11 protein-coding genes and 1 riboswitch are annotated in these 11,995 nt (G+C 73.1%); of the genes, 8 read left to right on the forward strand and 3 right to left on the reverse strand.

What is annotated here, in order from left to right:
• The coding region (locus GWI24_RS30625) for a glycosyltransferase family 4 protein (RefSeq protein ID WP_210949128.1) at nt 1-1,280 on the reverse strand (1,280 nt) is incomplete at its 3' end.
• 392 nt (nt 1,281-1,672) lie between these two features.
• Here GWI24_RS30625 and GWI24_RS30630 point away from each other — a divergent pair.
• Nucleotides 1,673-2,287 (forward strand): TetR family transcriptional regulator, encoded by a 615-nt coding sequence (locus GWI24_RS30630; protein ID WP_210949129.1) that lies wholly within the window; start codon nt 1,673-1,675, stop codon nt 2,285-2,287.
• 203 nt (nt 2,288-2,490) lie between these two features.
• Nucleotides 2,491-3,111 carry a response regulator transcription factor gene (locus tag GWI24_RS30635; protein ID WP_210949130.1) on the forward strand — a complete coding sequence of 207 codons (621 nt, stop codon included), beginning with the start codon at nt 2,491-2,493 and terminating at the stop codon, nt 3,109-3,111.
• A 132-nt stretch (nt 3,112-3,243) separates the two neighbouring features.
• Here the strand turns inward: GWI24_RS30635 and GWI24_RS30640 are convergent, their stop codons facing one another.
• Nucleotides 3,244-3,477: a ferredoxin gene (locus tag GWI24_RS30640; RefSeq protein ID WP_037947116.1), complete on the reverse strand. Its 234-nt coding sequence runs from the start codon at nt 3,475-3,477 to the stop codon at nt 3,244-3,246.
• Complete coding sequence (locus tag GWI24_RS30645) at nt 3,477-4,943, reverse strand: aldehyde dehydrogenase (protein ID WP_210949131.1); 1,467 nt, start codon at nt 4,941-4,943, stop codon at nt 3,477-3,479. Before GWI24_RS30645 ends, GWI24_RS30640 begins: the two co-directional genes overlap by 1 nt.
• A 166-nt stretch (nt 4,944-5,109) precedes the next feature.
• On the opposite strand from GWI24_RS30645, the gene GWI24_RS30650 reads away from it, so the two are divergent.
• The 6 genes from GWI24_RS30650 to GWI24_RS30675 all read left to right on the forward strand — a co-directional run.
• Nucleotides 5,110-6,162: an MBL fold metallo-hydrolase gene (locus GWI24_RS30650; RefSeq protein WP_210949132.1), complete on the forward strand. Its 1,053-nt coding sequence runs from the start codon at nt 5,110-5,112 to the stop codon at nt 6,160-6,162.
• Between the two features lie 103 nt (nt 6,163-6,265).
• A complete protein-coding gene (locus GWI24_RS30655) occupies nt 6,266-7,786 on the forward strand; it encodes a cytochrome P450 (protein ID WP_308344140.1) in 1,521 nt (506 codons plus the stop codon).
• A gap of 80 nt (nt 7,787-7,866) precedes the next feature.
• Complete coding sequence (locus GWI24_RS30660) at nt 7,867-8,433, forward strand: GNAT family N-acetyltransferase (RefSeq protein WP_210949133.1); 567 nt, start codon at nt 7,867-7,869, stop codon at nt 8,431-8,433.
• 31 nt (nt 8,434-8,464) lie between these two features.
• A riboswitch (cobalamin riboswitch) is annotated at nt 8,465-8,539 on the forward strand.
• Nucleotides 8,540-8,712: 173 nt separating this feature from the next.
• Complete coding sequence (locus GWI24_RS30665) at nt 8,713-9,984, forward strand: prenyltransferase/squalene oxidase repeat-containing protein (RefSeq protein WP_210949134.1); 1,272 nt, start codon at nt 8,713-8,715, stop codon at nt 9,982-9,984.
• 254 nt (nt 9,985-10,238) lie between these two features.
• A complete protein-coding gene (locus tag GWI24_RS30670) occupies nt 10,239-10,850 on the forward strand; it encodes an SCO2322 family protein (RefSeq protein ID WP_247617096.1) in 612 nt (203 codons plus the stop codon).
• A 17-nt stretch (nt 10,851-10,867) separates the two neighbouring features.
• A partial coding sequence (locus tag GWI24_RS30675; RefSeq protein WP_247617092.1) for an energy-coupling factor transporter transmembrane component T occupies nt 10,868-11,995 on the forward strand: 1,128 nt, incomplete at its 3' end.

An 11,995-nucleotide genomic window follows, 5' to 3' on the forward strand; every position in this document is an offset into this window, starting at 1 on the left:
CCGCGGGCGGCCTGCTCCCAGGTGAAGCGACGCAGCACCCGTTCCCGGCCGGCCGCGCCCAGCCGCCGTCTGAGGTCGGCGTCGCCCAGCAGCCGGGTCAGGGCCGCGGCGAGCGCGTCGGCGTCGCCGGGCGGTACGGCCAGACAGGTCTCGCCGTCGACCCCGGCGACCTCGGGTATCGCGCCGCCGGTGGTGGCGACCAGCGGGGTGCCGGTGGCCATGGCCTCGGCGGCCGGCAGCGAGAACCCCTCGTACAGCGAGGGCACACAGGCGATCTGGGCGCCGCGCACCAGGTCCACCAGTTCGGCGTCGCTGATGCCCTTGACGAACTCGACGGCGTCCTCGAGCCCGTGGCGCGCCATGGTGGTGGCCACCGGCCCCTCCTCCGGCCGCTTGCCGACGACGACCAGATGCGCCTCGGGGTTCCCGGTGCGGACCTTGGCGAGCGCCTCGATCAGATACACCAGGCCCTTGAGCGGCACATCCGCGCTGGAGGTGGTGACGATCCGGCCGGGGGTCTCCGGGACGGCGGGGTCGGGCGAGAACAGGCCGGTGTCCGCGCCGATGTGCACCACATGAATCCGGTCCGGCCGCACCCCGAGGTCCTCCACGATCTCCCGGCGGGAGGAGCCGGAGACGGTGAGCACCGAGGGCAGCCGCCGGGCCACCCGCTTCTGCATCCGGGTGAAGCCGTACCAGCGGCGCACGGAGAACCGGCGCCTCCAGCCGTCGGCGGCGTCCAGCTCCAGCTGCCGGTCGACGGTGATCGGGTGATGGATGGTGGTCACCAGCGGGAAGCCGAGCTTCTCCAGGCCCAGCAGCCCGTAGCCCAGGGTCTGGTTGTCGTGGACGACGTCGAACTGGCCGGGGCGCGCGGCGAGATGGCGGCGGGCGCGCAGGCTGAAGGTGAGCGGCTCGGGGAAGCCGCCGGTCCACATGGTGGAGACCTCCAGGGCGTCGATCCAGTCCCGGTACTCCTCCCGCCGGGGGGTGCGGAACGGATCGGGCTGGCGGTAGAGGTCCAGGCTGGGCAGTTCGGTGAGGGTGACGCCCTCCCCGGCGTCGAGCACCGGATACGGCTGGGCGCCGATGACCTCGACGGTGTGGCCGAGCCGGGCGAGTTCGCGGGAGAGATGGCGCACATAGACGCCCTGGCCCCCGCAGAACGGATTCCCCTTGTAGCTGAGCAGCGCGATGCGCAGCGGCCGTTCCTCGGTGGCGGTGGGGGGTGCTGCTCGAAGCGGGTCGGCCCCGGTCTCCTGCGCGGCCTCTGCGGTCACTCGCGCCCCCTCCTTGGTGCAGTTCAGCGGGAGCGTATCCGCTTCCGTTTATCTAGAACAAGTTTCACTAACGCATCCCCTGAGGAGTCACGAAGATACCTGCCTCGGACGACCTCTCCAGGGCCGGGGCAGGTGATCCCTACCACTCGGTAGCCGGGACCTGAGGAGAAGTTGACGGCGGGGGTGTGCACCTGGGTGCGCGCTCGTCGACGCGACCGCGGGCGCCGCTCGGCAGCAACCTGCCTCAACTGCGCGGACACGGGCGCTTCGGGGAGGACCCGCGCTAGCCTAGAACGAGTTCCAGTGACTCGCAGGCCCGGAACGGTCCTGCCATCATGCACGATGTCCGCTTGTCGCCGACCCGCAGACGCAACACATTCGAAGTGGGACAGATGACCGCAGAAGTCAAGCCGGCCGCCCTGCAGCTGACCGAGCGGCAGGAGGCGCGCCGCCGGCGCATCCTGCACGCCAGCGCCCGGCTGGCCAGCCGGGGCGGCTTCGACGCGGTCCAGATGCGCGAGGTCGCGGAGAACTCCGGGGTGGCGCTCGGCACCCTCTACCGCTACTTCCCCTCCAAGGTCCATCTGCTGGTCGCCACGATGCAGGATCAGCTCCAGCACATGCACGAGACGCTGCGCAAGAGGCCGCCGACCGAGGAGGAACCGGCCGCCCGGGTCGCCCAGACGCTGATGCGCGCCTTCCGCGCGCTGCAGCGCGAACCCCATCTGGCCGACGCGATGGTGCGCGCGCTCACCTTCGCCGACCGGTCGGTCAGCCCGGAGGTGGACACGGTCTCCCGGCTCACCACCGCGATCATCCTCGACGCGATGGGCCTGGACGACGCTCCGACTGCCGAGCAGCTCTCGGCGGTCCGCGTCATCGAGCACACCTGGCATTCGGCGCTGATCACCTGGCTCTCGGGGCGTGCCTCGATCGCCCAGGTGAAGATCGACATCGAGACCGTCTGCCGTCTGATCGACCTCACCGCCCCCACCCCGGCCCGATAGCCGGACGGAGGGCACAACAGGGGCGCACGCGCCAATTCCTGCGCCCCTTCGAGCTCCTGGACGGGGTTTATGCGCCCTCACGCCCCCCATTGGCTTAAATTCCGCGTTCACGCCCTGCCCAATCCCGGTATTCATGAACGGCGCGCGACAGAGCGACAACGGCGCGCAACGAGAGAACTGCATCGTGGGGGGTGGAGAAGTTCGTGATCCGGTTACTGCTGGTACACGAGTCAGGATTGCTGCGATCGGCCCTGGCATCCGTAATAGGGGCCGAACCAGACATCGAGGCGGCCGCGTGCTCCTGGCGCGACGCGCGTAGCAGAGCCCGTTCCCTGCAACCGCAGGTGTGCGTGGTGGACACGGACAGCCCGGCGGCCGACAAGGCGGCACGGAAGGGCGAGTGGGGGAAGTTCGTGGCATCCGCCTCCAGGGAGGGCGGGGACTGCGGACTGCTGGTGCTGGTCAACTCGGAGCGGCCGGGCCCACTGCGCCGCGCGCATGAGGCCCGGGCGCTCGGCTACGTCGACAAGGACGCCCCACCGCAGCGGCTGGTCGAGGCCATACGGCAGGTGGCGAAGAAGGAGCGGTACGTGGACGACGCGCTCGGCTACGGCTTCCTCCAGGCGGCCAAGATCCCGCTGACCGAGCGGGAGTTGGGCGTGCTGTCGCTGGCTGCCGACGGCGCCTCCATACCGGAGATCGCCCGTACGCTGCATCTGTCCACCGGGACGATCCGCAACTATCTGGCCGCGATCACCCGGAAGACCGGGGCGCGCAACCGCGTGGACGCCATACGGATATCGCAGTGCGAGGGCTGGGTCTGATATCGCGGTCCGAGGGCTGGATCCGAGCCGGCCCCGGGTCCGTAAGCGCCGACGGCGGCCTCCTGCCCGGCGGGCGGCGGGTTCCGACCCGGCGGGCGGCGGCCTCTGACCCGCCGACGGCGGCCAGGAGAGCTACTCGTCGGGAGGAAAGACCTGCTCACCGGTTTCCGACAGCCGGATGGCGATCGCCTCGACCGGGCAGCCCTCGGCCGCCGCGAGCACCGCCTCGGAAGCATCGGCCTCCGTCTCGACCGGATGCGACTGCCGCGCCCCGTCGAGCCGGAAGCCGCCGGGGGCGGTGCTCACGCACATCCCCGAGCCGATGCACACGCCGCGGTCCACCTCGATCCGCCAGCGGTCCCCCATCAGCTCGGCTCCCCGTCCCATCCCTGGGGCAGGTGGATCATCTTGTGCTCCAGATACGCGGAGAACCCCTCCGGGCCGAACTCCCTGCCCAGACCGGAGTTCTTGTAGCCGCCGAAGGGCCCGAGCATGTCGAGGCTGAAGGTGTTGACCGAGTAGGTGCCGGTGCGGACGCGCCGTGCGAAGTCGACGCCGTGCCCGACGTCCGCCGTCCAGACCGAGCCGGACAGCCCGTAGTCGGAGTCATTGGCGATCCGGGCCGCCTCCTCCTCGTCCCCGTACGGCAGCAGACAGATCACCGGGCCGAAGATCTCCTCACGGGCGATCCGCATGTCGTTGCCGACGTCGCCGAAGAGCGTGGGCTCCACGTACCAGCCGGTCTGCTGGGCCTCCGGACGGCCGCCGCCGATCAGCACCTTGGCGCCCTCCCGCTGCCCCAGCGCGATGTAGTCCAGCGACCGGCGCTGCTGCCGCCGCGCCACCAGCGGCCCGACCTGGGTGGCCGGGTCCAGCGGGTCGCCGACGACCAGGGCGGAGGCGGCGGCCGCGAACCGCTCGGCGATCTCGTCGTAGCGGGCGCGCGGCGCGAGGATACGGGTCTGGGCCACACATGCCTGTCCATTGTTCATCCAGGCGTTGGGCACGATCCCGGCGACGGCCGCCTCCAGGTCCGCGTCCGGCAGGATCACCGCGGCCGACTTGCCGCCCAACTCCAGTGTGACCCGGGTCAGATGGCGCGAGGCCACCTCCATCACCCGCTTGCCGGCCGCGACCGAGCCGGTGAACGACACCTTGTCCACGCCCGGGTGGCCGACCAGGTACTCGCTGACCTCGCGGTCGGCCGGAAGGATCGACAGCACCCCCTCGGGCAGCCCCGCCTTCGCCGCGATCTCCGCCAGGATGTAGGAGTCCAGCGGTGTCTCGGGCGACGGCTTGAGGATCACCGAGCACCCCGCGAGCAGCGCGGGCGCCAGCTTCGCGGCCGCCACGAACTGCGGTACGTTCCACGGCACCACGGCCGCGACCACCCCGACCGGCTCCCGCCGCACCAGCAGCGGGCCGAGCACCCCGGCCCGCCGCTCCTCGTAGACGAAGTCGCGGGCCACGGTGATGGCCGCGTCCCACACCATCATCGCGCCGAGCGCCTGGGCGAGGACGCTCCAGGAGTACGGGGAGCCGTTCTGCGCGCTGATGACCCGGGCGATCTCCTCATGGCGTACGGCGATGGCGTCCTTGATCCGGGTGACCACCGCGATCCGCTCGTCCAGGCTCGTCCGGGCCCAGGGGCCCTCGTCGAACGCCGTCCGCGCCGCCGCGACCGCCCGGTCCACATCGGCCTGGGAGGCGTGCGGCACCCGGCCGATGACCTGCTCGGTGTGGGGCGAGACGACCTCGATGGTGTCCTCGCCCGCCGGATCGGCCAGCGCGCCGCCGATGAAGAGCTGCCCGTGCTCGATGAGGTCGTCCATCGCTGATGCCTTCCGGCCGATGACTGAGGGGTACGGGTACGTACGGCCGGCCCGCCCGGGGGGCCGGGACCGCCTACAGGGGGCAGCCAATATCTGACGCTGCATCAGAACTGATACCAGTTCTAGCTATAGTGGGCAATGCTTGTGTCGAGGAGAGGGGGAGCCGATGGCGCAGGTGACGCGGGTGACCGACCATGGCGGCGGAGTGCGGAGCATCCCGGTCCCGATCCCCGACAACCCGCTGGGGCACACCCTGGTCCACCTTCTCGACACCGATCGCGGCCCCGTCCTGATCGACACCGGCTGGGACGACCCCACGGCCTGGGACACCCTCACCGCCGGGCTCGCCGCGTGCGGCGCCTCCGTCTCCGATGTCCACGGCGTCCTCGTCACCCATCACCATCCCGACCACCACGGGCTGTCCGGCCAGGTGCGGGAGGCGTCCGGGGCGTGGATCGCCATGCACGCGGCCGACGCCCAGGTCGTCCGGCGCACCCGTGAGGCCGAGCCCTCCCGCTGGCTGGACTATCTGGAGGAGAAGCTCGCCGCGGCCGGGGCGCCCGAGGAGCATCTGGCCCCGCTGCGCGCCACCCGCGCGTCCGGCCGTACGAGCCTCCCGGGGCAGCGGGCCGCGCTCCCCGACCGCGAGATCGTCCCCGGTGAACTCCTCGATCTGGCGGGCCGGCGGCTGCGCGCCGTCTGGACCCCCGGCCACACCCCCGGCCATGTCTGCCTCCACCTCGAAGAGGCCCACCCGGCGGCCGGTGAGGGCCTGCCCGGCCATGGCCGCCTGTTCTCCGGGGACCATCTGCTGCCCGAGATCACCCCCCATATCGGGCTCTACGAGGACCCCGACGACGTGACCGTCACCGACCCGCTCGGCGACTACCTCGACTCCCTCGAACGCGTCGCCGCCCTCGCCCCGGCCGAGGTGCTCCCCGCCCATCAGTACGCCTTCACCGACGCCCCGGCCCGGGTGCGCGCGCTGCTGGACCACCACGAGCAGCGGCTGGCCGGGCTGCTGGCCCTGCTCACCACCCCGCTCACCCCGTGGCGGCTCGCCGAGGCGATGGAGTGGAACCGCCCGTGGGAGCAGATCCCCTTCGGTTCCCGCAATATCGCGGTCTCCGAGGCGGAGGCGCATCTGCGCCGGCTGGTGAAGCTGGGCAGGGCGGAAGCGGTGCCGGGTAGCAATCCGGTGATGTACCAAGCGATTTGAGTGACGTATGGGGTGCCGGTCCGACGAACCGGAAGCTAGCCTTACCCGGCCTGGCGCACACGCCCGCACACCCCCCGTAACCGCCGTACCAGCAGGAGCATGCGTGACGAGCCCCATCCGCGATTCCGCCCCGACACCAGGTCCGACGGCCGCCCCGATACCGCCGCCAGGCTGCCCCGCGCACTCCGGCCAGGCCCCGGCCGGGCAAGGGCTGGAGTCGCTGCACGGCCCCGAGTTCGCCGCCGACCCGTCCGCCACCTACGCCCGCCTGCGGGAACACGGGCGGATCGCGCCCGTGGAGCTGGCGCCCGGCGTCCCCGTCTCGCTCGTCACCAGCTATCAGACCGCGCTGGACATCCTGCGCGGCCCCGAGACGTTCTCCAAGGACGCGCGCCACTGGCAGGCGCTCACCGACGGCACCATCCCCATGGACAACCCCGTGGTGCCGATGATGATGTACCGGCCGAACGCGCTGTGCAGCGACGGCGAGGAGCATCACCGGCTGCGCTCGGCGATCTCCGACACCCTCGACCGCCTGGACATCCACGCGCTGCGCCGCTACGTGGAGCGGAGCGCCGACTTCCTTATCGACCTCTTCGGCCCCAAGGGCGAGGCGGATCTGCTCAAGGAGTATTCCGCCCGGCTCCCCCTGCTCGTCTTCAACCAGCTCTTCGGCTGCCCGCCCGAGCTGAGCGACAAGCTGGTCCGGGCGCTCTCGGCGCTCTTCGACGTCACCGAGGACTCCGAGCAGGCCAACGCGCTCCTCGCGGAGACCCTCTTCCAGCTCATCGCCCTCAAGCGGGAGAATCCGGGTCCGGACATGACGTCCTGGCTGATCGCCCACCCCGCCGAGCTCACCGACGAGGAGCTGATCCACCAGATCGTCGTCCTCGTCGGCGCGGGCACCCAGCCCCAGCAGAACCTGATCTGCAAGGGGCTGTTGCTCCTGCTGTCCGACGAACGGTTCCGGGGCGATCTCGCGGGCGGCACCATGCTGATCGAGGACGCGCTCAACGAGGTCCTGTGGAAGGACCCGCCGCTGGCCAACTTCTGCGTCCACTACCCGCGCCATGACGTCACGGTCGACGGGCACCGGCTGCCCAAGGGCGACCCCGTCGTCATCAGCCTCGCGGCCGCCAACAACGACCCGTACCTGCTGTCGAAGCGGCGTGGCAACCGGGCCCATCTGGCGTGGAGCGCGGGCCCGCACACCTGCCCCGCGAAGGACCCGGCCCAGCTGATCGCCTCCGTCGCCGTCGAGAAGCTGCTCGACCGCCTGCCCGATCTCGAACTCGCTGTGCCCGTCGAGCGGTTGGAGTGGCGGCCCGGCCCCTTCCACCGGGCCCTGGCCGCGCTGCCGGTGCGCTTTCCGCGGACGGCCGCCAAGTCCGACGAGGCGCTGGCCGAGATGGCGGCGGCGACCGCGGCCATCTCAGGGGCCGTGGGCAGGACGCCCACGGTCTCCCGGGCGGACGCCCCGGACGCCGGACCCGGCGAGACCACGCCCTCGGCGGACACCGCGTCCGCCACCACGGGGCCGCGACCGGAGCCCGAATCCGGCGCCGAGCACGAGGCCCGGCGCCGCTGGTGGAAGTCCCTGGCCCAGTGGTGGCGCCGCGGGTAGCGGACGGCCGGGAGCGGAGGCCGTCGGGCGCGGCGTTATCGGATTGCCGGGTGGTGCCCGGCCGCGTAGCGTCGCGGCGCATGACCCCGACGCTGCGCACCGCGCGCCTGCTCCTCGAGCCGTACCGGCCCGAGGACGAGGACGCCTTCGTGGCGCTGTTCCAGGATCGGCGGGTGTGCCGCTGGCTGGGGGACGGCAGGCTCGCCCCCGAGGCCGAGGACCGGGCGCTGTTCGGGCGGATCTTCACCAAGGTCTACGCCCAACGGCTGTTCGACGTATGGGCCGTCCGCGAGGACGGCCGGTACGTCGGCCACGCCGAGATCAAGCCGACCGAGGTCGTCGGCGGCCACGAGATCGTCTACGCGCTGGCGCCGGAGGCGTGGGGGCGCGGTCTGGGGACGGAGCTGACCGAGGCGGTCGTCGGCCACGGCTTCCGCGCCCTCGGGCTGAGCGAGGTGCACGCCACGGTCATGGCGGCCAACGAGGCGTCGCTGACCCTGCTCACCCGGCTCGGCTTCGCGCACCGCCGTGATATCGAGGAGGACGACGGCACGACGACGCGCTGTCTCGCGGTCGTCCGGGGCGACAGCCGTTTCGGCGACCGCGAGCGGTGGGCGGCTGAAGGCGCCCGACAAGTCGGCGGATAAGCTGTCCGTAAACTTCATACGCGTCCGATCGGGGGAAGCCGGTGCGATTCCGGCGCTGACCCGCAACCGTGAGCGCGCCCCGCGGGGCGTACGAGCCGGAACACCCGGGCGGGCGCGACGACGCAGGCTCCCGCCGCCGGACGACCGGTGGCGGCACCGTCGAGGTATGCGGAGCTGAGCCGGGTGCCAGGCGTGCCGCGGAGCGTTCCGCGTGCGGCGCGGCTGGACGGCCGTGCGCGGCTGCGTGCGCCCGTCCACCGACCGAGAGGCACCACAGCCATGAACATTCGCCGCAGCGTGGCGGCTCTTTCCCTCTGCGCCGCACTGGGCGCGGCCGCCGCGCCTGCCGCCGTGGCCGACGACGGCCCGGCCGGGCGTGCCGAGGGGCTCTACGGCGCCAAGGACCCGAAGTTCGACGGGGTGTGGCGGCAGTCGCTGGCGCTGCTCGCCCAGGACGCGGTGGGCGTCACCCCGGCGAAGTCGGCCATCGACTGGCTGGCCGGACAGAGTTGCGCGGACGGCGGCTTCGCGGCGTACCGCGCGGACACGTCCAAGGCGTGCGACCCGAAGAAGGGCGAGTTCACGGACGCGACGGCGGCGGCGGTCCAGGCGCTGGCCGCGGTGGGCGGCCGCTCCGGCACCGTGGAGAAGGGCATCGGCTGGCTGAAGCGCCACCAGAACGAGGACGGCGGCTGGGGCATGAACCCGGGCGGCCCGAGCGACGCCAACTCCACCGCGGCGGCGGTCGGCGCCTTCGCCGCCACCGGCCAGGACCCGGCGAAGGTGACGTCGGCCCCGGGCAAGGGCGGCAAGACCCCGTACGACGCACTGCTCGGCCTGCAGCTGGACTGCTCGGCGAAGGCGGAGGAGCGCGGGGCGTTCGCGTACACGGCGGCCAAGGGCAAGCCCGTCGCCAATGAACTGGCCACCGCGAGCGCCGCACTGGCCGCGCAGGGCAAGGGCTTCGTCTTCGAGACCGTCGGCAAGGACAGCGGCGCCGAGCCGAAGCCGCTGCGCTGCGCGGGCGGAAAGGGCGGAGCCGGTTCGCCCAAGGACGCCGCCGAGGCGGCCCTGGCCCATCTCTCCCGCGTCATGTCCGACACCGATACGCACCTGAAGTCGGCCATGCCCGGCGCCAAGGACCAGCCCGACTTCGGCGGCACGGCCGACGCGGTGGTGGCCCTCGCCGCCGGGGAGCACAGCGCGGCCGCGGGCAAGCCCCTCCAGTGGCTCCAGGGCAAGGACAGCGGCACGGCGGCCTGGGCCAAGGGCGACCCGGGCGCCCTCGCCAAACTGATCCTCGCGGCCCACGCGGCCGGCGCCGACCCCCGCGACTTCGGCGGCGCCGACCTCGTCCGGCAGCTGAACGCCACCGGCCCGAAGCCCGAGGCGGCGGCCCCGGGCGCGGAGTCGGACGGGAACGGCAAGAGCGGGGAGAAGAAGGACGACGACGGCGGGGTCGGCGGCGTCTGGTGGACGGTCGGCGTCTGCGCGGTCGCCGGCATGGGCATCGGCTTCCTCCTGAGCGGCCGGAAGAGGCGACAGCTGTGAGCCCACGCACAGACGTGGCATCGGTCCGCACCGGGGCGGCTTCGGTCCCGCGCACCCGCGCGGTATGGGTCCGGTACGCCTCCTCGGCACCGGCACCGGCACCGCGCGCCCGCGCGGCCCAGGCCCGGCGCGCGGACGCGGCTTCCGTCCCACACACCCGCCACACCCGCGCGCGTTTCGCCTGGTGCGGCCGCGCGGCCCGGCTGTTGCTGTCCGCTGTCGCCTTGGTGCTGCCCGTCGTCGCCCTGTTCGCGATGCTCGGCGCGGGCCAGGCCCAGGCCGCGGACGGGTATCGCTACTGGTCGTTCTGGCAGCGGGGCGGGGACGGCGGCAGCTGGAGCTATGCCACGCAGGGGCCCTCCTCGGCGCGACCCGGTGATGGCGACATGATCGGTTTCCGCTTCGCGGTCAGCGAGGACTCGGACGACGCCACCCGGCCGCGCGGCATGGCCGATTTCGCCGCCGTCTGCGCCGACACCCCGGCCACGGACGGCACCAAACGGGTCGCGGTGGTCATCGACTTCGGTACGGCCACCGACTCACCCGACCGCCGGACGCCGCCCGCGCCCCGTACCGAGTGCGCACGGGTCGGCGAGGACGCGTCCGCCGGGGAGGCGCTCGCCGCCGTCGCGAAGCCGCTGCGCTACAACTCCGCCGCGCTGCTGTGCGCCATCTCCGGCTATCCGGAGACGGGCTGCGGGGACAAGGTGAGCACCTCCGTGGACGCCCACGCCGCCCCGAAGGGCGACGGCGGCAAGGCGGACGACGGCGGCTCAGGCCCCTCGGCCGGGCTGATCGGCGGGCTCGCGGCCGTCGTCCTGCTCGGCGCCGCGGCGGTCTGGCAGGCGCGCCGCCGCCGCGTATGAGCGCACGGAAGACCGCCATGGCACCGCGCACCACCCCCGAGGCCACCGGCCCGCGCCGCCCCGGCACCGGCTTCCGCACCCGGTTCCGCAGCCGGTTCCGCACCGGCCTCCGCGCCGGGTTCCGCACCCGGCCGCGAGCCGGTACCCCGCGGACCGGTACCCCGCGCGGCGGAAGCGCCCTGCACGCCGGGGCCTGGTGGCTGTGGGCGCTCGGGCTGGCCACCGCCGCGTCCCGGACCACCAACCCGCTGCTGCTCGGGCTGCTCATCGCGGTCGCGGGCTATGTGGTGGCCGTACGCCGCACCGACGCGCCGTGGGCCCGCTCGTACACCGCGTTCCTCAAGCTGGGTCTCGTCGTGCTGGCCATCCGGCTGTTCTTCGCGGTCTTCTTCGGCTCGCCGATCCCCGGGACGCGGGTGCTCTTCACGCTCCCCGAAGTCCCGCTGCCCCACTGGGCGCAGGGGGTGCGCATCGGCGGCCGGGTGTCGGCCGAGGGGCTGGTGTTCGCGCTGTACGACGGGCTGCGGCTGGCCACCCTGCTGATCTGCGTCGGCGCCGCGAACGCCCTCGCCAGCCCGGCGCGGCTGCTCAAGTCGCTGCCCGGCGCGCTCTACGAGGCCGGGGTCGCGGTCGTGGTGGCGATGACCTTCGCACCCCATCTGGTGGCGGACGTGCGACGGCTGCGCTCCGCCCGTAGGCTGCGCGGCCGCCCCGACCGCGGGGTGAAGGCGCTGCTGCAGGTCGGACTGCCGGTGCTGGAGGGCGCGTTGGAACGCTCGGTGGCCCTGGCGGCGGCGATGGACGCGCGCGGCTACGGCCGCACCGCCCAGGTCCCGCCCGCCGTCGCCCGTACCACCACCGCGCTGACGCTGGGCGGCCTGCTCGGCGTCTGCTGCGGTACATACGGCCTGCTCGCGGCCGAGGGCGCGGGCTACGGTCTGCCGCTGCTGCTCGCCGGACTCGCCGCCGCGCTCGGCGGCCTGTGGCTGGGCGGCCGCCGCTCGGTGCGCAGCCGCTACCGCCCGGACCGCTGGGGCGTACGGGCGTGGCTGGTGGCGGGGTCGGGAGCGGCGGTCGCGGCACTGATGATCCGCGCCGCCTCCTACGCCCCCGAGGCCCTCCAGCCATCGGTCGTCCCGCTCACC

It is taken from the genome of Streptomyces sp. MK37H (assembly GCF_018035285.1).
GTDB classification, from domain to species: domain Bacteria; phylum Actinomycetota; class Actinomycetes; order Streptomycetales; family Streptomycetaceae; genus Streptomyces; species Streptomyces endocoffeicus.